The 23190-nt window shown below is 70.1% G+C and carries 17 protein-coding genes; 10 read left to right on the forward strand and 7 right to left on the reverse strand.

Annotated elements, in window-relative coordinates:
• Positions 1–30: 30 nt before the first annotated feature.
• Genes OG574_RS35870 through OG574_RS35890 form a run of 5 tightly spaced genes read left to right on the forward strand, consistent with a single transcriptional unit; the run spans position 31 to position 5135 of the window.
• Positions 31–900: an FAD binding domain-containing protein gene (locus OG574_RS35870; RefSeq protein ID WP_326776590.1), complete on the forward strand. Its 870-nt coding sequence runs from the start codon at positions 31–33 to the stop codon at positions 898–900.
• Complete coding sequence (locus tag OG574_RS35875; RefSeq protein WP_326776591.1) at positions 897–1469, forward strand: (2Fe-2S)-binding protein; 573 nt, start codon at positions 897–899, stop codon at positions 1467–1469. Before OG574_RS35870 ends, OG574_RS35875 begins: the two co-directional genes overlap by 4 nt.
• Before the next feature lie 5 nt (positions 1470–1474).
• The gene (locus OG574_RS35880; RefSeq protein WP_326776592.1) at positions 1475–3874 is read left to right on the forward strand and encodes a xanthine dehydrogenase family protein molybdopterin-binding subunit; all 2400 of its coding nucleotides are present in this window, start codon (positions 1475–1477) and stop codon (positions 3872–3874) included.
• Between the two features lie 38 nt (positions 3875–3912).
• A complete protein-coding gene (locus tag OG574_RS35885; protein WP_326776593.1) occupies positions 3913–4542 on the forward strand; it encodes an SRPBCC family protein in 630 nt (209 codons plus the stop codon).
• A gap of 56 nt (positions 4543–4598) precedes the next feature.
• Positions 4599–5135 (forward strand): MarR family winged helix-turn-helix transcriptional regulator, encoded by a 537-nt coding sequence (locus tag OG574_RS35890; protein ID WP_100599042.1) that lies wholly within the window; start codon positions 4599–4601, stop codon positions 5133–5135.
• Between the two features lie 49 nt (positions 5136–5184).
• On the opposite strand, the gene OG574_RS35895 is transcribed toward OG574_RS35890, so the two are convergent.
• The 5 genes from OG574_RS35895 to OG574_RS35915 all read right to left on the reverse strand — a co-directional run bounded on the left by OG574_RS35895 (position 5185) and on the right by OG574_RS35915 (position 11522).
• Positions 5185–6243: an LLM class flavin-dependent oxidoreductase gene (locus OG574_RS35895; protein WP_326776594.1), complete on the reverse strand. Its 1059-nt coding sequence runs from the start codon at positions 6241–6243 to the stop codon at positions 5185–5187.
• Positions 6244–6367: 124 nt separating this feature from the next.
• Positions 6368–7990, reverse strand: a complete 1623-nt coding sequence (locus OG574_RS35900; protein WP_100599040.1) for a glycerol-3-phosphate dehydrogenase/oxidase — start codon at positions 7988–7990, stop codon at positions 6368–6370.
• A 3-nt stretch (positions 7991–7993) separates the two neighbouring features.
• On the reverse strand, positions 7994–9538 hold the full coding sequence (gene glpK, locus OG574_RS35905) for a glycerol kinase GlpK (protein ID WP_326776595.1): 1545 nt from the start codon (positions 9536–9538) through the stop codon (positions 7994–7996).
• A 61-nt stretch (positions 9539–9599) separates the two neighbouring features.
• A complete protein-coding gene (locus OG574_RS35910) occupies positions 9600–10391 on the reverse strand; it encodes an MIP/aquaporin family protein (protein ID WP_326776596.1) in 792 nt (263 codons plus the stop codon).
• Positions 10392–10757: 366 nt separating this feature from the next.
• On the reverse strand, positions 10758–11522 hold the full coding sequence (locus OG574_RS35915; protein WP_326776597.1) for an IclR family transcriptional regulator: 765 nt from the start codon (positions 11520–11522) through the stop codon (positions 10758–10760).
• 286 nt (positions 11523–11808) lie between these two features.
• On the opposite strand from OG574_RS35915, the gene metH reads away from it, so the two are divergent.
• The 4 genes from metH to OG574_RS35935 all read left to right on the forward strand — a co-directional run bounded on the left by metH (position 11809) and on the right by OG574_RS35935 (position 19817).
• The gene (gene metH, locus OG574_RS35920; protein ID WP_326776598.1) at positions 11809–15330 is read left to right on the forward strand and encodes a methionine synthase; all 3522 of its coding nucleotides are present in this window, start codon (positions 11809–11811) and stop codon (positions 15328–15330) included.
• Positions 15331–15480: 150 nt separating this feature from the next.
• Complete coding sequence (locus OG574_RS35925) at positions 15481–16176, forward strand: HAD family hydrolase (protein ID WP_100597129.1); 696 nt, start codon at positions 15481–15483, stop codon at positions 16174–16176.
• A 369-nt stretch (positions 16177–16545) separates the two neighbouring features.
• Positions 16546–18150, forward strand: coding sequence for an ABC transporter substrate-binding protein (locus OG574_RS35930; protein ID WP_326776599.1), 1605 nt, complete (start codon positions 16546–16548; stop codon positions 18148–18150).
• A 77-nt stretch (positions 18151–18227) separates the two neighbouring features.
• Complete coding sequence (locus OG574_RS35935) at positions 18228–19817, forward strand: ABC transporter substrate-binding protein (protein WP_326776600.1); 1590 nt, start codon at positions 18228–18230, stop codon at positions 19815–19817.
• Positions 19818–19883: 66 nt separating this feature from the next.
• On the opposite strand, the gene OG574_RS35940 is transcribed toward OG574_RS35935, so the two are convergent.
• Together OG574_RS35940 and OG574_RS35945 are read right to left on the reverse strand one after the other, a co-directional pair.
• Complete coding sequence (locus tag OG574_RS35940) at positions 19884–20555, reverse strand: response regulator (RefSeq protein ID WP_018535046.1); 672 nt, start codon at positions 20553–20555, stop codon at positions 19884–19886.
• Between the two features lie 38 nt (positions 20556–20593).
• Positions 20594–21451 (reverse strand): RecB family exonuclease, encoded by an 858-nt coding sequence (locus OG574_RS35945; protein ID WP_100597126.1) that lies wholly within the window; start codon positions 21449–21451, stop codon positions 20594–20596.
• Positions 21452–21657: 206 nt separating this feature from the next.
• Between OG574_RS35945 and OG574_RS35950 the strand changes: the two genes are divergently transcribed.
• Positions 21658–23184 (forward strand): site-2 protease family protein, encoded by a 1527-nt coding sequence (locus OG574_RS35950; protein ID WP_326776601.1) that lies wholly within the window; start codon positions 21658–21660, stop codon positions 23182–23184.
• Positions 23185–23190 lie beyond the last annotated feature (6 nt).

Consider the following 23190-nt stretch of genomic DNA (forward strand, 5'->3'; position numbering starts at 1 on the left):
CGTCGACCCGAGAGGCCTGGTGGAAGCCGGTTGAAACCGACACCCTTTGACTACAGCGCTCCAGGCAGCGTCGCCGAGGTGCTCGCCCTCCTCGCCGACGAGGAGCGGGAGGCCAAGGTCCTGGCCGGCGGCCAGTCCCTGATCCCCATGCTCAGCATGCGCCTCGCCCGCCCGGGACTGCTCGTCGACATCACGCGGGTCCCCTGCCTCGACCGCCTCTACGTCGACGCGTCGGGCGCCCTGCACGTCGGCGCCGCCGTCCGCCAGTCCCGGGCCGCGGACGACCCCGCGGTGCACGACGGGTGGCCCCTGCTCGCGGCGGCGATCCGGCGCATCGGGCACCCGCAGATCCGCCACCGCGGCACGGTCTGCGGCAGCCTCGCGCACCACGACCCCGCCGCCGAACTGCCGACCGCCGCGCTCGCCCTCGACGCCCGCTTCGTGATCGCCGGACCCGGCGGCACCCGTACCGTCGGCGCCGCCGACTTCTTCGTGGCCACTTTCCAGACCGCCGTGGCACCGGACGAGCTCCTCACCGAGGTGGTCCTGCCGCCGCGGGCCGGTGACGGCTGGGCCTTCGAGGAACTCGCCCGCAGACATGGTGACTTCGCCACAGTCGGCGTCGCGGTCACCCTGCGCCGGGCGCCGGACCGGCGCACGGTCGCAGCCGCCCGCGCGGTCTTCTGCGGCGCGGGCCCCGTCCCCGTCCGCCTGCCCGCCGTCGAGGAGGCGCTGACCGGGACCGACGCGGGAGCGGCGGCCCTCGACGCGGCCGCGTCCGCCGCGCTCGCCGGGCTCACACCCGCCGACGACGTCCACGCCACGGCCGCCTACCGCCGCGAGGCCGCCGCCCATCTCCTCGTCCGTGCCTGCACCCTCGCCTGGGAGCGCTGCTCATGACCACCTACCTCGCCACCCCCGACCCGGCGACGGCCACCCACGCCGCCCCGCCGCCGCTCGCCGAACCCTCCGGCTGGCACGAGATCCGCCTCACCGTCAACGGCGCGCCCGTGACCGCCCAGGTGGAGTCCCGGCTGCTGCTCAGCGACTTCCTGCGGGACCGGTTGCGCCTCACCGGCACCCACGTCGGCTGCGAGCACGGTGTCTGCGGTGCCTGCACCGTCCTCGTCGACGGGGAGCCGGCCCGCTCCTGCCTGACCCTGGCCGTGCAGTGCACGGGCGCCGAGCTGCGCACGGTCGAGGGCCTCGCCCCCGGTGACGCCCCGCTCACCCCCGTACAGCGGGCGTTCCACGAGTGCCACGGGATGCAGTGCGGCTTCTGCACCCCCGGATTCGTGATGACGGCGACCGCGCTGACCGAACAGCCCGAGCGGCCCGACGCTGCTGATGTCGCCGACGCCCTCAGCGGACACCTGTGCCGCTGCACGGGGTACCGCAACATCCGCCGTGCCGTGTGCCAGGCGCTGGACGAGCGCTTCGCCGGCGGCCCCGCCGGGCGGGGGGAGTGACCCGTATGTCCCACGGACCCCAGCAGCCCACGCCGGACGGCGGCCCCTGGACCGGCCGCCCCGTTCCGCGCGTCGAGGACGACCGCCTCCTGCGGGGCAACGGCCGCTACGTCGACGACGTCGCCCTGCCCGGTGCCGCCGAGGCCGCCTTCCTGCGCAGCCCGCACGCCCACGCCCGCATCCGGTCGGTCGACGTCACCGCCGCGCTCGCCGCCCCCGGGGTCGTCGCCGTCTGGACCGGCGCCGACGTGGCCCACCTGCCCGCCATGCTCAACAGGGAGGAGCTGCGCACCCCGCCCGGCCTCGCCGAACTCCTCGACCCGTACGTCGCGATCACCCCGATGCCGCTCCTCGCCACGGACAGGGTCCTCTACGTCGGCCAGCCCGTCGCGGTCGTCCTGGCCGAGAACCGCTACCTCGCCGAGGACGCCCTCGAACTCGTCGACGTCCGCTACGCGCCCCTGCCCGTCCTCGTCGACCCCGACCAGGCGCTGACCGACGGCGCGCCGCTGCTCCACGACGAGCTGCGCGACAACACCGCCGTCGCCGTGGCCACCAAGGTGGGCGACCCCGACGCGGCGTTCGCCTCGGCCCACACCGTCGTCAGTGAGGAGTTCCGGGCCCACCGCTATGTCGCCTCGCCCATCGAGACCCGCGCGGTCTCGGCCCAGGTCGACCCGTACAGCGGCGAGCTGACCGTCTGGTCCAACACCCAGACCCCGCACCGGGTGCGGGAGGCCACGGCGCACACGCTCGGCCTCGACGCGGAACGCGTCCGCGTCATCGCCACCGATGTCGGCGGCGGCTTCGGACAGAAGGGCATCCTCTACGTCGAGGAGATGCTCGTCCCGTACGCGGCCCGCGTCCTGGGCCGCCCCGTGCTCTGGCGCGAGGACCGCAACGAGAACCTGACGGCCTCCTCGCACGCCCGAGAGCAGATCCACCGCATCGAACTGGCCGCGGACGCGCAGGGCCACCTCCTCGCCGTACGCGACCGCATCACCGTCAACTTCGGCGCGTACAACATGACCGGCCTGGTCGTGCCCTACAACTCGGTGTGCCACCTCCTGGGGCCCTACCGCGTGCCGCACGTGGACATCGACGTCGTCGGCGTCCTCACCAACACCACCTTCGCCACTCCCTACCGGGGAGCGGGCCGCCCCGAGACCGTCTTCGCGATGGAGCGTGCGATGGACCGCCTCGCCGCCGAACTCGGCCTCGAACCCGCCGAGTTGAGGGCCCGCAACCTCGTGGGTCCCGACGAGATGCCCTACGCGACGGGCCTCGTCGACCGCTCCGGCAAGCCGCAGTCGTACGACTCCGGGGACTTCCCCGAGCTGCTGCGGCGCGCCGTCGCCAAGGCCGATGTCGAAGGGGTGCGCGCCCGGCAGCGCGAGGGCGCCCGCGACGGCAGGCTCGTCGGGGTCGGCTTCGCGATGTACATCGAGGCGACGGGACTCGGCCCGTTCGAGACCGCGCGCATCGACATCGCGCCCAGTGGCCGGGTCAAGCTGGCGATCGGCGCGCCTTCCCAGGGGCAGGGACATCGCACGTCCATGGCGCAGATCGCCGCCGACGCGATAGGGGTGCCCTTCGACGTCGTCGACGTGGTGGGCGGGGACACCTCCGCCACCCCGTTCGGCGTCGGCACCATCGCCAGCCGGGCCCTCGTCAACGCGGGCAACGCCACGCACCGGGCCGGCCGCCTCGTCCGCGAGAAGATCATCGAGGCCGCGGCCCGCCGGCTCGGTGTCCCCGCCGACGCCCTCGACCTGCGCGAGGGCGTCATCACGTCCAAGACCGCCGAGGAGCCGGCCCTCACCCTGTCCGAACTCGCCGGCCGGGCCCCCCTCCCCGGCACCCCCGAGCCCACCGACGGCCGGCACGGCACCGAGCTCAGCGAGACCGTGCACTTCCGCCCGCCCGGCTTCGCCGTCTCGAGCGGCGCGCACGCCGTCGTCGTCGAGGTCGACGAACACACCGGCGAGACCGAGATCCTGCACTACGTGGCCGTCCACGACGCGGGCGTCATCGTCAACCCGATGATCGCCGAGGGTCAGGTCACCGGCGGTATCGCCCAGGGCATCGGCGGCGCGCTCTACGAGGAGATGGTCTACGGCCCCGACGGCCAGCCCCGTACCGGCACCTACATGGACTACCTGGTGCCGACCTCGTCCGAGATACCCGACCTCGACCTCGACGAGATCCACTCCCCGAGCCCGATGAACGACCTCGGCGTCAAGGGTCTCGGCGAGGGCGGCGCCATCGCCCCGCAGGCCGTCATCGCAAACGCCGTCGAGGACGCGCTGCGCCCCTTCGGCGTGGTGGTCCGGCGCGGTCCCCTCTCACCCAGCCGCGTACGCGACCTGCTCCGCGAGGCCGGCCGGCCCACGGCCGCCCGCTGACCCGGCTCCGCTCCACCCCGACGATCGGACACCCACCCATGCGACTCGACCACTCCTTCACCGTCCCGGCCGCGCCGGACGACGCGTGGAAACTCTTCCTCGACCTCGGCCGTGTGGCCCCCTGCATGCCGGGCGCCGTGCTCGACACCCTCGACGGCGACGCGTTCACCGGACGCGTCAAGGTGAAGGTCGGCGCCGTGCAGATGAGCTACCGCGGCGAGGGCACCGTGACCCGCGACGAGAGCGGCCGCTCGATGGTCCTCGACCTCAGCGGCAGCGAGACCCGGGGCGCGGGCACCGCGTCCGCCACCGTCACCGCGTCCCTCACCGCCGACCCGGCGGGCACCCGGGTCCGCGTCCGCACCGACCTCGACATCACCGGCCGCCCCGCCCAGTTCGGCCGCGGCATCATGACCGAGGTGGGCGACCGCATCGTGCGGCAATTCGCCGACCGCCTGCAGGAGTTGCTGAGGGAACCGGCCACCATGGAACCGGCGGCGGCGCTCTCGTCCCCGGCCCGCGAGCCCGAGGCGGTGGATCTCGGCGCGGCCGCGCTGCCCGTCCTCCTTCGGAAGGCCGCCGTCCCGGCCGCGGCCGTGCTCGTCACGATCGCCGTGATCCGCCTCTTCGCCCGACGCGCTTCCACCCCCCGATCCCTTCAGGGGTAGGATTTTCAGGGGCGTAGGACATCGCGTCACGCCCGGGAGCGGCCGAGGGGACGGGGATGACTGAACGGAAGGCGGCACGGCGTGATGCCGTGGCGGAGGTCATCGAGGACTGGGCGCGTGAGCGGCCCGAGCTGGACACGACCCCACTGGAGGTCCTCGCCCGGCTGCACCGCTCGTTCCTGCGGTACAACACCAAGCTCATCGCGTCGATAGAGCGGCACGGGCTCTCCGTCGCCGGATTCGACGTGCTGACCGCGCTGCGCCGCTCCGGCGAGCCGTACCGCCTGACCGCGGGGCAGCTCGCCGACCAGGGGCTCGTCTCGTCGGCCGGGGTCACGCTGCGCATAGACCGCCTGGAGAAGGACGGCCTGATCGTCCGGGAGCGCGACGCCGGTGACCGCAGGGTCGTCTACTCGCGGCTCACGGACGAAGGGCTCGCCAAGGTCGACGAGGTCTTCACCGAGCACCTCGACAACGAACGCCGGATGCTCGGCGAGCTCTCCCCGGCAGAGCGCCGCCAGCTCGCGCGGCTCCTGCGCAAGCTGGAGAACTCCATCCTCGCCTCGGACACCCCGGACGAAGCGGCTTCTTAGCGACGAAGCGGTTTCCCGGCGACGATGCGGTTTCCCGGAACGGGGGCGCTCACTCCCACAGGGAGCTGGGCGCCTCCCTCCTGATCACCGGCGCGATCTCCTCGGCGAACCGCTGGAGCGTCTCGACCTGCTCGCCCGTCCCCTGCCCGAAGGTGTCGACGGTGACCGACTGGAGGTCGTGCCGGTACACCTCGTGGTAGCCGAGGATCTTGTCGATGATCTGCTGCGGCGAACCGATCAGCTGGGGCCCGTCCGCGATGGCCTCCTCGATCGTGCGGAACGGCGTGTTGTACCCCGCCCTGCCCTCCAGGTGCGGCTTGAAGGACTGCGCGACCTTGGCCTCGTACAGCTCCTTGAAGCGCGCCACCGCCCGCTCGTGCGAGTCCGCGATGAGCAGGCCGCCCGAGCCCGCCGCGACGTGCGCCCGTGCCGGATCGTGCCCGTACGCCTCGAACCGCTCCCGGTAGTGGTCGATGAGCTTCGCGTAGGCCGCCCGCGGCTGGATGGCGTTGGCCGTGAACAGTGGATCACCGTGCCGGGCCGCCAGCTCGGGGGAGTTGAGCGAGGTCGCCGAGCCGTGCCAGACGCGCGGCCGTCCGTCGTACGGGCGCGGCACCGTCGTCACGTTCTTCAGGGCGGGCCTGAACTCCCCTTCCCAGTCGACGCCTTCCTCGCTCCACAGCCGCCGAAGGAGCTCGTACTTCTCCCTCTGGAGGTCCCACTGCCGCTCCTCGTCGAGCCCGAAGAGGTCGAAGTGGCCGGCTTCGGCGCCCTTGCCGATGACCAGCTCGACGCGACCGCGGGAGAGTTGGTCCAACGTCGCGTAGTCCTCGGCGACCCGCACCGGATCGAGGATCGCGACGACCGTCACGCCGGTCAGCAGCCTGATACGGGACGTACGGGCGGCCAGCGCACCGAGGATCACCGTCGGGCTCGACGAAAGGAACGCCCCCGCGTGCCGCTCGCCGACCGCGTACGCGTCGAAGCCGAACTCCTCCGCCGCGACACCGACGTCGACGACCTGCGTCAACCGGTCGGCGGCGGAGGGGAGTTCACCGGTGAGGGGGTGCGGCGCATGGCCGATGATCGACAGGACCTGGAACTTCATGCGTCCACTCTCGCGCCCGGGCATTGCGGGCGTATGTACGCGGCATGGCAGTGCACCAGGACATGCGAGAGGGGCGGCACCCCCCGTGGGAGCCGCCCCTCAAGTCACGTGAATCCAGGGGTGCCTACTTCTTGTCGAGCACGTCCTGGACCTTGGCGCGCACGTCGTCCGTGGCCAGGCCGCGGATCGTCAGCGTGGTGCGGCGGCGCAGCACGTCGTCCGCCGTCTCGGCCCACTCGTGGTCGCGGGCGTAGGCGACCTGCGCCCAGATCTCCGGGGCGTCCGGGTGGACCCGCCGGCCGAGCTCCGGGTTCTCGTTGGCCATCCGCGCGATGTCGAAGGCCAGCGAACCGTAGTGCGTGGCCAGGTGCTTGGCCGTGTCGGCCGCCATGCGCGGACCCGGGGCCGGGTTGTCGACCAGGAGGCGGTGCGCGACGGCGCGCGGGTTGGCGACACCCGGCAGCGGCATCCGCTTCGGCAGCTCCTTGACCGGCTCGAAGTCCTCGCCCAGCGGGTGGCCCGGCAGGGACTCCAGCTTCTTCATCACCGTGCGGCCGATGTGGCGGAACGTCGTCCACTTGCCGCCGGCGACGGACAGCATGCCGCCGCGGCCCTCGGTGACGACCGTCTCGCGCTTGGCCTTCGACGTGTCCCCGGGCCCGCCGGGCAGCACGCGCAGACCCGCGAACGAGTACGTGATCAGATCCCGCTTCAGCTGCTGGTCCCGTACCGAGAAGGCCGCCTCGTCGAGTATCTGGTCGGTGTCCTTCTCGGTGACCGACACGTCGCGCGGGTCACCCTCGTACTCCTCGTCGGTCGTGCCGAGGAGCAGCATGTCCTCCCACGGCAGAGCGAACGTGATGCGGTACTTGTCGATCGGCGTCGCGAGCGCGGCCTTCCACGGGGAGGTGCGCTTGAGGACGAGGTGCGCGCCCTTGGAGAGGCGGATGGAGGGGGCCGCGTTCGGGTCCTCCATGGCGCGCAGGTGGTCGACCCAGGGGCCGGTCGCGTTCAGCACGAGCCGGGCGTTCACGCCGAACTCCTCGCCGTCGACGCGGTCCTTGAGGTCCGCGCCCGTGACCCGGCCCCGGGTGAAGCGCAGGCCCGTGACCTCGGCGTGGTTGAGGACCACGGCGCCCGAGTCGACGGCCGCGCGGACCGTCATCAGGGCCATGCGCGCGTCGTTCATCTGGTCGTCGCCGTACACGGCCACGGCCTTGAGGTTCTCCGTCCGCAGCTCGGGCACGTCCTGCTGTGCCTTCGCGGGGGAGAGCAGGTGCCCGACACCGTCACCGAACGCCGACAGGGCGCTGTACGCGAACACGCCCGCGCCCAGCTTCGCGGCGCCGTGCGGGCCGCCCTTGTAGACGGGCAGGTAGAAGGTGAGCGGGTTGGCGAGGTGCGGTGCCACCTGACGCGACACCGCACGCCGCTCGAAGTGGTTCTCCGCCACCAGCTTCACCGCGCCGGTCTGCAGGTAGCGCAGACCGCCGTGGAGGAGCTTGGAGGAGGCGGAGGAGGTGGCGCCGGCGAAGTCACCGGCGTCCACCAGGGCCACCCGCAGTCCCGACTGCGCGGCATGCCAGGCGGTGGAGATGCCCAGGATTCCGCCGCCGATCACCAGGAGGTCGTACTGCGCCTTGGAGAGCTGCTCCCGGGTCTCGGCGCGGCTCGCTGCCTTGAACGACGCAGTCGAGCCGACGGCCGGATGCGTCCCGAGGGCAGGGACGCTCTGCAGGGTGGTCATGTCTTACTCCTCGCCACTTTCGTCGAGCCAGCCCATGGAGCGTTCAACGGCCTTGAGCCAGCTCTTGTACTCACGGTCGCGCTTCTCCGCGGCCATGTTGGGGGTCCACTCGGCGGCCCTGCGCCAGTTGGCGCGCAGCTCGTCGGTCGAGGACCAGAAGCCGACGGCGAGACCGGCGGCGTAGGCGGCACCGAGGCAGGTGGTCTCGGCGACCATCGGGCGCACCACAGGGGCGTCCACGAAGTCCGAGAGCGTCTGCATCAGCAGGTTGTTGGAGGTCATGCCGCCGTCGACCTTGATCGCCGCGAGCTCGACGCCGGAGTCCTTCGTCATGGCGTCGGTGATCTCACGGGTCTGCCAGGCGGTGGCCTCGAGCACGGCGCGCGCGAGGTGCGCCTTGGTGACGTACCGGGTCAGGCCGGCGATCACACCGCGGGCGTCGGAGCGCCAGTACGGGGCGAACAGACCGGAGAAGGCCGGCACGAAGTACGCGCCGCCGTTGTCCTCGACCGACGACGCCAGCGTCTCGATCTCGGCGGCGGTGGAGATCAGGCCCATCTGGTCGCGCATCCACTGCACCAGCGAACCGGTGACGGCGATCGAGCCCTCCAGGGCATAGACCGCCTTCTGGTCGCCGATGCGGTAGCCGACGGTGGTCAGCAGGCCGTTGTACGAGTTGACGGGCTTGTCGCCGGTGTTCATCAGCAGGAAGGTGCCGGTGCCGTACGTCGACTTGGCCTCGCCCTCGGAGAAACAGGTCTGGCCGAACAGGGCCGCCTGCTGGTCGCCGAGCGCGGACGCGACGGGAATGCCGCCGAGGAGTTCGCCGAGAGGGCCGCCGCTGACCTCGCCGTACACCTCGGCGGACGAGCGGATCTCCGGCAGCATGGCCAGCGGGACGCCGATGGACTCGGCGATCTTCGCGTCCCACTCCATGGTGTGGAGGTTCATCAGCATGGTGCGGGAGGCGTTGGTGACGTCGGTGACGTGCTTGCCGCCGTTGACACCGCCCGTCAGGTTCCAGATGACCCAGGAGTCCATCGTGCCGAAGAGGATGTCGCCGGCCTCGGCGCGCTCCTTGAGCCCCTCGACGTTGTCGAGCAGCCAGCGGGCCTTGGGACCCGCGAAGTAGGAGGCCAGCGGGAGGCCCGTCTCGCGGCGGAAGCGGTCCTGGCCCACATTGCGCCCGAGTTCCTTGCACAGGGCGTCGGTGCGGGTGTCCTGCCAGACGATGGCGTTGTGGACGGGCTCACCCGTGTTCTTGTCCCACAGCAGCGTCGTCTCGCGCTGGTTGGTGATGCCGATGGCCTTGATGTCGTCCCGGGTGATGCCGGCCTTCGTGACGGCCCCGGCGACGACCTCCTGGACGTTGGTCCAGATCTCGGTCGCGTTGTGCTCGACCCAGCCCGGCTTCGGGAAGATCTGCTCGTGCTCCTTCTGGTCGACGGAGACGATCCGGCCGTCCTTGTCGAACACGATGCAACGGCTGGAGGTGGTGCCCTGGTCGATCGCTGCGATGAACGGGCCCGCGGTGTGTGCGTCGGTCACGGTCTGCTCCTGGAAGTTCTCGGTGCGGCTCTGGCGGAGGGTGCGTAGGGGGGTCTGTCGCCTACTTGAAGGCGATGTTGTAGAGACCGCCCGCTATGGCGCCGCCGATGAGAGGGCCGGCGACCGGGATCCAGGCGTACGTCCAGTCGGAGCCGCCCTTGTTCGGCAGGGGCAGCAGGGAGTGCACGATGCGGGGTCCGAGGTCGCGGACCGGGTTGATCGCGTAGCCCGTGGGCCCGCCGAGGGAGAGGCCGATACCGACCACGACGAACGCGGTGACCATGGCGCCGAGGACGCCCAGGCCGTTGCCTCCGTCATTGAGGCCCTGCGTGAGGATGGCCAGGACGAGCACGACCGTGGCGATGATCTCCGTGATGAGGTTCTGCGCCACGTTCCGGATCTCAGGACCGGTCGAGAAGATGCCGAGCACCGGGCCCGCCTTGGGCGAGACCTTCTCCTGGATCATGCCTTCCTCGGCCGGCGGGGCGGCGAGGATCTCCGGGTCGGTCAGATGCGCGTGGAACTGGCCGTAGTACGTCGCCCAGACCAGCAGGGCACCGATCATCGCGCCCAGGAGCTGCGAGCCCAGGTAGAGCGGAACATCGCTCCACTTGGTGCCGCCCTCGATGGCGAGACCGATGGTGACCGCCGGGTTCAGGTGGGCGCCTGACACGCCCCCTGCCAGGTAGGCGCCGGTCAGTACGGCGAAGCCCCACCCGAAGGTGATCGCGAGCCAGCCGGCGTTGCGCGCCTTTGAGTTCTTCAGCGTGACGGCGGCGCACACGCCACCGCCGAGCAGGATGAGTACGGCGGTACCGATGGTCTCGCCGATGAAGATGTCGGAGCTGGACACCCGCGACTCCTTTGTCCTTCGTCCAGGGAAGCCGAACCCCGGGTCCCTCTCCGGTGGTTCGCGCCCTCAGGTGAGGGCGTTTTCGGCCCTGGCTTGCCACACTCTAACGCCTGTTGCCGGTAGGTGTTCGACAATGCCGACCGATGGACGCGAGTCTCACCCCGGGGTTACTTACTAGTCAATGGTTTCGGTTATCGAAAACTCGATCGTTATTGATCGGGTCGGGCTATCGGTTGCGTGTCTGGACTGCACGTCCGTCGATCGTGGCCCGTAAAGCTGCGGCCTGCACGCTGAAACGGCGAAGGCCCCGCCGGGAAGCGGGGCCTTGCGTTCGTCCGGAGTGCGCCCTCGAGGCGGCGCGGGCGCTCAGAAGCGGCTGGCGCCCAGGTCCCGGGAGACGGCGCGGGCGCAGTCCCGCACGGCGGCGACGAGCTCGGGGCGCAGGTCTCCGTCGACGCACACGCGCTCCACGGCGCCGGTTATGCCGACCGCGCCGACCGGCATGCGCCGCCGGTCGTGGATCGGGGCCGCGACGGAGGCGACGCCCTCCCAGGTCTCCTCGACGTCGTCCGCGTAGCCGCGCGCGCGGGTCAGGTCGAGGAGCGTCTCGAACTCCACGATGTCGCTCACGGTCCGCCCGGTGAACGCCTTGCGGTCCACCTCGACCACCTCGCTGTGCGCCACCGGGTCGTACGCCGAGAGGACCTTGCCGAGCGCCGTGGAGTGCAGCGGCTGCATCGCCCCGACCTCCAGGACCTGACGGCTGTCGTCGGGCCGGAACACGTGGTGCACGATCAGTACGCCCTGCTGGTGCAGTACGCCGAGATAGACGCTCTCGCCGCTGGAGCGCGCCAGGTCGTCCGTCCACACCAGCGCGCGCGCCCGCAGCTCGTGCACGTCCAGATAGCTGTTGCCCAGGCGCAGCAGCTCCGCGCCCAGCTGGTAGCGGCCCGACGGGGCGTCCTGCTCGACGAAGCCCTCGTGCTGCAGCGTCCGCAGGATGCCGTGCGCCGTGCCCTTGGCCAGCCCCAGTGCGGAGGCGATGTCCGAGAGGCCGAGCCGGCGCTCACCGCCCGCAAGGAGCCGCAGCATGGCGGCTGCCCGCTCGAGTGACTGGATGTTCCGTGCCATCCCAGCCCTTCCTCCTCGATCCTCTCGCCGAGCAACGTTCGACAATGCTGAACACTATCGGTCGTTGCCGACCTCGTGCGAATACGCGAGGAGCCTATATTTCGCCCCGTTTGGCTCGACGCCCCGGTTCGGGTCACTCCTGTGCGCACCCGCACCCTGCGCCACATGGTGTTCCGTCCAGTGGACGCCTCCGCGGAGAAACCACCGGCCCGGCTACCCTGGCCGGGTGCGCCTCCTCCATGGGAGCCGCAAAGCCGACAGCCGTCGCACCTCAGGGAGCACTTTCATGGCCTCGTTGCCAACGCCCGTCCCGTCCACCGACCCCGCCGGCCGGACCCGAGCCGACGCCCTCCGTGAAGCCCTGGCCACCCGTGTGGTCGTGGCCGACGGTGCGATGGGCACGATGCTCCAGGCGCAGGACCCGACTCTCGAGGACTTCGAGAACCTCGAGGGCTGCAACGAGATCCTGAACGTCACCCGCCCCGACATCGTGCGTTCCGTCCACGAGGAGTACTTCGCGGTCGGCGTCGACTGCGTCGAGACGAACACGTTCGGCGCAAACCTCGCGGCCCTGGGGGAGTACGACATCCCCGAACGCGTCTTCGAGCTCTCCGAGGCCGGCGCGCGTATCGCCCGCGAGGTCGCCGACGAGTTCACGACGAGCACCGGTCAGCAGCGCTGGGTGCTCGGCTCGATGGGCCCCGGCACCAAGCTGCCCACCCTCGGCCACGCCGCGTACACCGCGCTGCGCGACGCCTACCAGCAGAACGCCGAGGGCATGATCGCCGGCGGCGCTGACGCGCTCCTCGTCGAGACCACGCAGGACCTGCTCCAGACCAAGGCCTCGATCATCGGCGCCCGCCGCGCCCTCGACGCCACCGGCGCGAACCTCCCGCTGATCTGCTCGGTCACGGTCGAGACCACCGGCACGATGCTCCTCGGCTCCGAGATCGGCGCGGCGCTGACCGCCCTGGAGCCCCTCGGCATCGACATGATCGGCCTGAACTGCGCCACCGGCCCGGCCGAGATGAGCGAGCACCTGCGCTACCTCGCCCGCCACTCCCGCATCCCGCTGTCCTGCATGCCCAACGCCGGCCTGCCCGTCCTCGGCAAGAACGGCGCGCACTACCCGCTGACCGCTCCCGAGCTGGCCGACGCCCAGGAGACGTTCGTCCGCGAGTACGGGCTCTCGCTCGTCGGCGGCTGCTGCGGTACCACGCCCGAGCACCTGCGCCAGGTCGTCGAGCGCGTCCGCGACCTGACGCCCGCCGTTCGCGAGCCGCGTCCCGAGCCGGGTGCCGCCTCGCTGTACCAGACGGTCCCGTTCCGTCAGGACACCGCGTACATGGCGATCGGGGAGCGGACGAACGCGAACGGCTCGAAGAAGTTCCGCGAGGCGATGCTGGAGGCCCGTTGGGACGACTGCGTGGAGATGGCTCGCGACCAGATCCGCGAGGGCGCGCACATGCTGGATCTGTGCGTGGACTATGTGGGCCGTGACGGCGTCGCCGACATGGAGGAGTTGGCCGGCCGCTTCGCGACGGCGTCGACGCTGCCGATCGTCCTGGACTCCACGGAGGTCGAGGTCCTGCGGGCCGGGTTGGAGAAGCTCGGTGGTCGCGCGGTCATCAACTCGGTGAACTACGAGGACGGTGACGGTCCCGAGTCCCGTTTCGCGAAGGTCACCCGGCTCGCGCAGGAGCACGGCGCGGCGCTGATCGCGCTGACGATCGACGAGGAGGGTCAGGCTCGCACCGTCGAGCACAAGGTCGCCATCGCCGAGCGTCTGATCGACGACCTGACCGGCAATTGGGGTATCCATGAGTCGGACATCCTCATCGACTGCCTGACCTTCACGATCTGCACGGGTCAGGAGGAGTCCCGCAAGGACGGTATCGCGACCATTGGCGCGATCCGTGAGCTGAAGAAGCGCCATCCGGACGTGCAGACGACGCTCGGTCTGTCGAACATCTCCTTCGGTCTCAATCCGGCCGCCCGTATCCTCCTCAACTCGGTGTTCCTGGACGAGTGTGTGAAGGCGGGCCTGGACTCGGCGATCGTGCACGCGTCGAAGATCTTGCCGATCGCGCGGTTCAGCGAGGAGGAGGTGCAGACGGCGCTCGACCTGATCCATGACCGTCGTGCCGAGGGTTACGACCCGCTGCAGAAGTTGATGGCGCTGTTCGAGGGCGCCACCGCGAAGTCTCTCAAGGCCGGCAAGGCGGAGGAGCTGGCCGCGCTGCCGCTGGACGAGCGCCTCAAGCGCCGCATCATCGACGGTGAGAAGAACGGCCTGGAGGCCGATCTCGACGAGGCCTTGCAGTCCCGCCCGGCGCTGGGAATCGTCAACGAGACGCTTCTGGACGGTATGAAGGTTGTCGGCGAGCTCTTCGGGTCGGGCCAGATGCAGTTGCCGTTCGTTCTCCAGTCCGCCGAGGTCATGAAGAACGCGGTGGCGTATCTGGAGCCGCACATGGAGAAGTCCGATGCCGAGGGCAAGGGGACCATCGTCCTGGCCACCGTGCGTGGCGACGTTCACGACATCGGCAAGAACCTCGTCGACATCATCCTGTCGAACAACGGCTACAACGTGGTGAATCTGGGCATCAAGCAGCCCGTCTCCGCGATCCTGGAGGCCGCCGAGGAGCACCGGGCCGACGTCATCGGTATGTCCGGACTCCTCGTCAAGTCGACGGTGATCATGAAGGAGAACCTGGAGGAGCTCAACCAGCGCAAGATGGCCGCCGACTTCCCCGTCATTCTGGGTGGCGCGGCGCTGACGAGGGCGTATGTCGAGCAGGACCTCCACGAGATCTATGAGGGCGAAGTCCGTTACGCGCGCGACGCGTTCGAGGGCCTGCGTCTGATGGATGCCCTGATCGCCGTCAAGCGGGGCGTGCCGGGTGCGACACTGCCGGAGCTCAAGCAGCGTCGGGTGAAGGCGGGCAACGTACAGATCGAGGAGCGGCCCGAAGAGGGGCCCGCACGCTCCGACACGTCCACCGACAACCCGGTCCCCGAGCCGCCCTTCTGGGGCACCCGCGTCATCAAGGGCATCCAGCTCAAGGAGTACGCCTCCTGGCTCGACGAGGACGCGCTGTTCAAGGGCCAGTGGGGCCTCAAGCAGGCACGCACCGGCGACGGGCCCACGTACGAGGAGCTCGTGGAGACCGAGGGCCGCCCGCGCCTGCGCGGCTGGCTCGACGAGCTGCACACCAAGAACCTGCTGGAAGCGGCCGTCGTCTACGGCTACTTCCCGTGCGTGTCCAAGGGCGAGGATCTGATCCTCCTCGACGACCAGGGCAATGAGCGCACCCGCTTCACGTTCCCGCGCCAGCGCCGCGGCCGCCGCCTGTGCCTCGCGGACTTCTTCCGCCCGGAGGAGTCGGGCGAGACCGATGTCGTCGGCCTCCAGGTCGTCACCGTCGGCTCCCGGATCGGCGAGGAGACCGCCAAGCTCTTCGAGTCGAACTCGTACCGCGACTACCTCGAACTGCACGGCCTGTCCGTCCAGTTGGCCGAGGCGCTCGCCGAGTACTGGCACGCACGCGTCCGCTCCGAGCTGGGCTTCTCCGGCGAGGACCCCTCCGAGATGGAGGACATGTTCGCGCTGAAGTACCGCGGCGCCCGCTTCTCGCTCGGCTACGGAGCGTGCCCGGACCTCGAGGACCGCGCCAAGATCGCTCAGCTCTTGGAGCCCGAGCGCATCGGTGTCCAGCTCTCCGAGGAGTTCCAGCTCCACCCGGAGCAGTCCACGGACGCGATCGTCATCCACCACCCGGAGGCGAAGTACTTCAACGCGCGGTAGCGCGGTAGCGCGGCGCGACGGGTGCCCCGGAGGCGTCGTCGCGCGCATTGATCCGTATGCGACGTACACTGGTCGGTCCAGTGCAGGCCGGTTGCCTTCCCGTCAAAAGGAGGCAGCCGGCCTTCTCGTCCCTCACGGAGGTGTGCCCGGATGACCAGTACGGTCCCCGCTCTCGGTACCCGAACGGCCGAAGGCTCCGCCCTGCAGGCTGTGCTCCTCGACATGGACGGCACTCTGGTGGACACCGAAGGCTTCTGGTGGGACGCCGAGGTCGCCGTCTTCGGCTCGCTGGGGCACGCGCTCGACGAGGCGTGGCGCGAAGTCGTCGTCGGTGGCCCCATGACCCGCAGTGCCGGCTTCCTCATCGAGGCGACCGGCGCGGACATCACGCTCCCCGAGCTGACCGTGCTGCTCAACGACGGCTTCGAGGAGCGCATCAGCAGCGTCCTGCCGCTCATGCCGGGCGCCGCGCGGCTGCTCGCCGAACTCGCCGCCCACGAGGTGCCCATGGCCCTCGTGTCCGCCTCCCACCGGCGCATCATCGACCGGGTCCTGACCTCGCTCGGTCCCGAGCACTTCGCGCTCACCGTCGCAGGTGACGAGGTCGAGCGGACGAAGCCGTACCCCGACCCGTATCTGCTCGCGGCCGCGGGTCTTGGTGCGGATCCGGCCAGATGTGCCGTCATCGAGGACACCGCGACCGGTGTCGCCGCCGCCGAGGCTGCCGGCTGTCATGTGGTCGCCGTACCCTCCGTCGCCCCGATCGCACCCGCCCACCGGCGCACCGTCGTCCCCTCGCTCGAACATGTCAACCTGCCTTTCCTGCATGGCCTGATGGGCTACTGAACCTTCGGTAACACCGCTCGCGCGTGGCCGAAATGCAGCGCCCATCAACCCAGTTGAGCATGTGACCTTTCCCACTCGATGTGGGGTCGACAGGTATACGGACCTGTGCTGCGGCCCCACCCCCCACTGCACCCCTAGTGACCTTGTGTCCCGATTGGTCGGACCCTGAGCCGAAGAGACCCCTGTGGGGTTATCGGTGTGTCCACGCCCGGTTTCGCAGCGTGATGAAGCCGTGGCTCCGGCCCCTTCGGGACCCTTCGCCGTGCGCACTAATCTCGTGGCGAGAACATCGCCGTAACCCCTCGTGTCCCGTCGACACCACCCCCGTTGCCGGGCCCACGGGATCGACAGCTCTGGAGAACTTCGAGCATGAACCGCAAGACTTTGGTGTTGCCGGCCGTCATCGGCCTGCTCGCGCCTGTGCTCGCCGCCTGCGGCGGGTCCGACAGCGGGGGCAAGGACGGCAACCCGATCGCCGTCGGTACCACCGACCGGTTCGTTGCCTCGAAGGCGGTCCCGGCCCCGTTCGACCCCGCGTACGCCTACGACGCGGGCTCCTGGAACGTGCTGCGCCAGACCATCCAGACCTTGATGGCCATGCCGCGCGGCGGCGGCGATCCGGTGCCCGAGGCCGCCCAGACCTGCGGCTTCACCGACACCGGCAACGAGCGCTTCTCCTGCACCCTGCGCAAGGGCCTCGCGTTCGCCGACGGCACCCCCGTCACCGCCTCGGACGTGAAGTTCTCCATCGACCGTGTGCTCGGCATCAAGAGCGACAGCGGCTCCTCCGCGCTGCTCTCCAGCGTCGACACGATCGAGACCAAGGGCCGCAACGAGGTCATCTTCCACCTGAAGAGCCCCGACGCCACCTTCCCGTACAAGCTGGCCACACCCACCGCCGGCATCGTCAACCCCGACGACTACACGAAGGGGAAGCTGCGCAACGGCTTCTCGGTCGACGGCTCCGGCCCGTACACCCTCGACGCCCAGGTCAAGAACAACACCCTCGTCAAGGCCGTCTTCACCAAGAACCCCCACTACAAGGGGCAGTTGAAGCCGAAGAACGACAAGGTGGAGCTGGTCTCCTTCGCGGATGCCGACGCCATGGGCAAGGCCCTCGAAAAGGGCGACGTCGACATGATGACGCGCACCATGTCGCCGGAGCAGATCAAGCAGCTCTCGGACAACCCGAGCAAGAACATCAACCTGGTCGAGATGCCGGGCATGGAGATCCGCTACCTCGGATTCAACACCAGCGCACCCGTGGTCAAGAGCAAGGCCGTCCGCCAGGCCATGGCCCAGGTCGTCGACCGCGGCCAGCTCACGGCCGACGTCTACGGCACCTCCGCCGAGCCGCTCTACTCGCTCGTGCCCGCCGGCATCACCGGCCACACGAACTCGTTCTTCAACAGGTACAGCGAGCCGAGCCGCTCCAAGGCCGCCTCGATCCTTTCCCGGGCCGACATCACCACGCCGGTGAAGCTGACCCTGCACTACACGACCGACCACTACGGCTCCGCCACCAAGCGGGAGTTCGAGTTGCTCAAGCAGCAGCTCAACTCCAGCGGCCTGTTCAAGGTCGGCATCAAGGGCGACGCCTGGGACACGTACCGCGCCGCCGAACTCAAGGGCAAGTACGACGTCTACGGCCTCGGCTGGTTCCCCGACTTCCCCGACGCCGACAACTTCATCGCGCCGTTCCTCGACAAGGACAACTTCCTCGCGTCCCCGTACGCGAACAGCACGATCCGGGACCAGCTCATCCCCGAGTCCCGTCGTGAGGCCGACCGGCTGACCGCCTCCAAGAGCCTCACGAGCATCCAGAACATCGTCGCCGACGACGTGCCGGTCCTCCCGCTCTGGCAGGGCAAGCAGTACGTCGCCGCCCGCGACGACATCACCGGAGTCGAGTGGGCGCTGAGCTCCTCCTCGATCCTTCAGCTCTGGGAGCTCGGCCGCGGAGTGAGCGGCTGATCCCAGCGCGAGCCGGCCTTCCCGTCAAGGGCGGCCGGCTCGCCCGACTTCCGCACCACTGACGACAAGGCACGTACGTGAGAATGCGCAACCAGTGGCTGGTCCTGCCCCTCGGGACGGGACTCACCGCGGCCCTGCTGGCCGGCTGCGGCTCCGACCAGGGCGATGCCGCCGGGCAGGGCGGGGCCGTGGTCATGGGAATGTCCGACGACATCCAGGCCACCGATCCGGCGTCCGGCTACGACCCGGGGTCGTGGCTGCTGTTCAACAACGTGTTCCAGTCGCTCCTGAGCTTCCCCAAGGGCAGCACGGAGCCGGAACCCGAAGCCGCCAAGGAGTGCTCCTTCACGGACTCCGGCACCCGCGTCTACTCCTGCACCCTGCGCGACGGCCTCACGTTCAGCAACGGCCACAAGCTCACCTCGAAGGACGTCAAGTTCTCCTTCGACCGCATGATGAACATCGGTGACGACGCCGGCCCGGCGATCATGTTCCCCATGCTCGACAAGGTCGAGACGCCGAACGCCAAGACGGTCGTCTTCAAGCTGAAGCACGCGGACGCCACCTTCCCCAGCAAGATCGCGTCCGGCGCCGGATCCATCGTCGACCACGCCGCCTACTCCATGGACGGCTTGCGCACGGACGGCAAGGCCGTCGGCTCCGGCCCCTACAAGCTGGACTCCTTCGACAAGAAGAAGGCCGTCTTCTCGGTCAACCCGGGCTACAAGGGCACCGCGAAGGTCCAGAACTCCGGCATGACCATCAAGTTCTTCCACGGCGACCAGGCGGGCCTGAAGAAGGCCCTCGTCGGCGGCGACATCGACCTCGCCTACCGCGGACTCGCCGCCAAGGACATCGCCGGCATCGAGAACTCCACCTCGACGAGCAAGCCCATGGACGTCGTCGAGGGCACCAGCGCCGAGGTCCAGCACCTGGTCTTCAACATGAAGGACCCCGTCGCCGGACGCCTGTCCGTGCGCAAGGCCATGGCCTACCTGATCGACCGGGACGCCCTGGTCGACGAGGTCTACCAGGACACCGCCACCCCGCTGTACTCGATCATCCCGGCGGGCATCAGCGGCCACAACACGGCCTTCTTCGACACCTACGGCGCCCACCCGTCGCCCGCCAAGGCCCGCGCCGCGCTGCGTGCCGACGGCATCACCGGCAAGGTGAAGATCACCCTCTGGTCGACGCCCTCGCGCTACGGCCCCGCCACCGACCAGGAACTCGCGGCCGTCGCCAAGCAGCTCAACGCGAGCGGTCTGTTCGAAGCCGACATGAAGTCCATCGAGTTCGGCCAGTACGAGAAGGACATCAAGACGGGCAAGTACGGCGTGTACGTGAAGGGCTGGGTCCCGGACTATCCGGACCCCGACAACTTCACCCAGCCGTTCTTCGGCGCCGGCAACGTGCTCGGGAACAACTACACCAACAGCACCATCACCGGGAAGATCATCCCGGAGACCGGGGCGCAGAGCGACCGTGCCTCCACCGACCGGGACTTCGAGCAGCTCCAGAACATCGTCGCCGACGAGCTGCCGGTCCTGCCCGTCTGGCAGGCCAAGCAGTACGCCGTCGTCCGCGACAGCGTCTACGGCCTGGAGTCGTGCCTCGACGCGTCGACCGTGTTCCGCTTCTGGGAGATCAGCAAGGGCACCGAGTGACAGAACGGTGGCCGCCTCCTTTCGCGGGAGGCGGCCACCGGCCTGGTCTTTCAGCTGTTGCCGTTCCTACTGGGCGCCGGGACGCACCAGACCGCTCTCGTACGCGTACACCGCCGCCTGCACGCGGTCGCGCAGCCCCAACTTCGTCAGCACATGGCCGACATGGGTCTTCACCGTCGTCTCACTGACGAACAGATCCGCCGCGATCTCCGCGTTCGACAGGCCGCGGGCCACGAGCTTGAGGACCTCGACCTCACGCTCGGTCAGCGTGTGCAGTGTGTCGGGCACCGGCTCGTCGCCGGACGGCAGATGGTCCGCGTACTTGTCGAGCAGCCGCCGCGTGATGCTCGGCGCGAGCATCGCCTCGCCCGCCGCGACCACCCGGATCGCCTGCACCAGCTCATTGGCCGGAGCGTCCTTCAGCAGGAAGCCACTGGCGCCGGCACGCAGCGCCTCCACCACGTACTCGTCGAGGTCGAACGTCGTCAGGACGAGCACCTTCGCCGGACCGTCCCGTCCGGGGCCCGTGATCTGCCGGGTCGCCTCGACACCGTCCATCCGCGGCATACGGATGTCCATCAACACCACATCGGGCTGCAGGGCACGGACCTGGTCGAGCGCCTGCAGGCCGTCTCCGGCCTCGCCGACGACCGCGATGTCCTGCTCGGCCTCCAGAATCATCCGGAACCCGGTACGGAGCAGCGGCTGGTCGTCGACCAGTAGGACGCGGATCGCCACGTAACTCTCCTTAGGTAGTCCGGGCCCATTCTGCCCTGCTAGCTGCTCTCCGACCCGGGCACCCCGATCTGAAGCGGATACGGCGGGGGAGTCCCACCGAACTCCGGGCAAACCGCCTGATGGTCGCACCATCCGCACAGCTTCGTCGGGCGCGGCCGCCACTCGCCCGTCTCCGTGGCCAGCTGGATCGCCTCCCACAGCGCGTGCAGCTTGCGCTCCACCCGCTCCAGGTCCGCCACCACCGGGTCGTACGTCAGCACATCACCGCTGCCCAGATAGACCAGCTGGAGCCGCCGCGGCACGACCCCCTTCAGGCGCCACACCACCAGCGCGTAGAACTTCATCTGGAAGAGCGCGCCCTCCGCGTACTCGGGGCGCGGGGCCTTGCCCGTCTTGTAGTCGACGATCCGGACCTCGCCCGTCGGCGCCACGTCGACCCGGTCGATGATGCCGCGCAGCTTCAGGCCCGAGTCCAGCTGGGCCTCGACGAACAGCTCCCGCTCGGCGGGCTCCAGACGCGTCGGGTCCTCCAGCGTGAACCAGCGCTCGACGAGCTGCTCGGCCTCACCGAGCCAGCGCGCCATCCGCTCGCCCTCGCCGTCGTCCGCGAACAGCTCGGCCAGCTCCGGCTTCACCTCACGCAGCCGATCCCACTGGCCGGGAATGAGCGACTTGGCCCGCGGGGCCGTCCGCTCGCCCGCGGGCGCGTCGAACAGTCTCTCCAGCACGGCGTGCACCAGCGTGCCGCGCGTCGCCGCCTCGCTCGGCTTCTCGGGCAGCTTGTCGATCACCCGGAACCGGTAGAGCAACGGGCACTGCATGAAGTCGCTCGCGCGCGACGGCGAGAGCGACGCAGGGCGAGCGGCCGCGGCGGCCCCTTCGGTGCTGGTTTCCATGACGACAGACCTTACGGGCAGCCACTGACAGTCAGGTACGAACGCGTCACGGGCGTCCTGGGAAGCGGAGCCCTGCGGTGCCGCAGGGGAGTCGACGAGGGCCGCGCCACACCGGACGCATACCATCGACGGCAGACCCCCTCGCCCTGCATGATCGTGCAACGGCAGGAGCGAGGGATTTCTAACGAGGGGACCGAGGGATCACCGTGGACGACAGCGGCCGGCCGCAGCCCGGCAGCGGCACGACGGACGACCACCAGGCCGCCCGCCCCGGCCCCACGCCCCCCGTGCCCCCAACACCCGTGAACGGCGCGGCCCGAGCGAACTCCGTGCCGCACGCGCCCCAGGACCCGGAAGAGCCCCCGCACACGGAACACCCCGACCCCGCCGCCCCGGCCGACGGCGAGGACGCCACCCCGGCCGACCAGAGCGAGACCTCCGACAGCGCGCCTGACACCGCCCCCGGCCCGGACCCGTTCACCGAGCCCGCCTCCGCCGACGGCGACGACACGCGCCCGGCCGACCCCGAGCCCCCGGCCCGCACCCCCGCGACAAGCGGCCGCCGCCCCACCAAGGCACCCGAGCCCCGAGGCGGGCTGCTCATGGGCCGCCCCTTCGGCGTCCCCGTCTACGTCGCGCCCAGCTGGTTCCTCGTCGCCGCCCTCATCACCTGGGTCTTCGGTGGCCAGCTCGACCACGTCCTGCCCGAACTCGGCGCCGCCCGCTACCTCGTCTCCCTCTTCTTCGCGGTCGCGTTCTACGCGTCCGTACTCGTCCACGAACTCGCGCACACCGTCGCCGCGCTCCGCTTCAAGCTTCCGGTGCGCCGCATCCAGCTGCAGTTCTTCGGCGGCGTGTCCGAGATCGAGAAGGAGTCCGAGACACCGGGACGCGAGTTCGTGCTCGCCTTCGTCGGACCGCTGCTCTCCCTCGTCCTGGCCGGCGTCTTCTACCTCGGCATGCTCGCCGTGGAACCCGGCACCGTGCCCGGCGTCCTGCTCGCGGGACTGATGATCTCCAACCTCATCGTCGCCGCGTTCAACCTGCTGCCCGGCCTGCCCCTCGACGGCGGCCGCATGCTCCGCGCGATCGTCTGGAAGATCACCGGCAAGCCCATGAGCGGCACCGTCGCCGCCGCCTGGGTCGGCCGCGCCCTCGCCGTCACCGTCCTCCTCGGACTGCCCCTGCTCACCCAGTCCGGCGCCCTCGGCGAAGGCGCCGCGGACGTCAGCGGCATGGACACCGTCACCGACGCCCTGCTCGCCGCCATCCTCGCCGCGATCATCTGGACCGGCGCCGGCAACAGTCTCCGCATGGCCCGCCTGCGCGAACACCTCCCGGAACTGCGCGCCCGCACCCTCACCCGCCGCGCCGTCCCCGTGGAGAGCGCCACCCCACTCTCCGAGGCCCTGCGCCGCGCCAACGAGGCGGGCGCCCGCGCCCTCGTCATCGTCGACGCCGACGGAGAACCCAGGTCCCTCGTCCGCGAGGCCGCCATCGTCGGCGTACCGGAACACCGCCGCCCCTGGGTCGCGGTGAGCGGCCTCGCCCAGGACCTCACCGACGGCATGCGCGTCTCCGCGGAACTCGCCGGCGAGGAACTCCTCGACACCCTCCGTGCCACCCCCGCCACCGAGTACCTCGTCGTCGAGGAGAGCGGCGCCATCTACGGCGTCCTGTCCGCCGCCGACGTGGAGCGCGCCTTCGTCAAGGCCATGGCCCGCCCCTCCTGACCGGGC

Source organism: Streptomyces sp. NBC_01445, from assembly GCF_035918235.1.
Taxonomy (GTDB): domain Bacteria; phylum Actinomycetota; class Actinomycetes; order Streptomycetales; family Streptomycetaceae; genus Streptomyces.

Bases quoted from the DNA above. Each gene is read 5' to 3' on its own strand.
- OG574_RS35890 (WP_100599042.1), top strand. From the start codon at position 4,599: ATGACTGAACGGAAGGCGGCACGGCGTGATGCCGTGGCGGAGGTCATC.
- OG574_RS35885 (WP_326776593.1), top strand. From the start codon at position 3,913: ATGCGACTCGACCACTCCTTCACCGTCCCGGCCGCGCCGGACGACGCG.
- OG574_RS35880 (WP_326776592.1), top strand. From the start codon at position 1,475: ATGTCCCACGGACCCCAGCAGCCCACGCCGGACGGCGGCCCCTGGACC.
- metH (WP_326776598.1), top strand. From the start codon at position 11,809: ATGGCCTCGTTGCCAACGCCCGTCCCGTCCACCGACCCCGCCGGCCGG.
- OG574_RS35945 (WP_100597126.1), bottom strand. From the start codon at position 21,451: ATGGAAACCAGCACCGAAGGGGCCGCCGCGGCCGCTCGCCCTGCGTCG.
- OG574_RS35875 (WP_326776591.1), top strand. From the start codon at position 897: ATGACCACCTACCTCGCCACCCCCGACCCGGCGACGGCCACCCACGCC.
- OG574_RS35930 (WP_326776599.1), top strand. From the start codon at position 16,546: ATGAACCGCAAGACTTTGGTGTTGCCGGCCGTCATCGGCCTGCTCGCG.
- OG574_RS35895 (WP_326776594.1), bottom strand. From the start codon at position 6,243: ATGAAGTTCCAGGTCCTGTCGATCATCGGCCATGCGCCGCACCCCCTC.
- OG574_RS35900 (WP_100599040.1), bottom strand. From the start codon at position 7,990: ATGACCACCCTGCAGAGCGTCCCTGCCCTCGGGACGCATCCGGCCGTC.
- OG574_RS35915 (WP_326776597.1), bottom strand. From the start codon at position 11,522: ATGGCACGGAACATCCAGTCACTCGAGCGGGCAGCCGCCATGCTGCGG.
- OG574_RS35925 (WP_100597129.1), top strand. From the start codon at position 15,481: ATGACCAGTACGGTCCCCGCTCTCGGTACCCGAACGGCCGAAGGCTCC.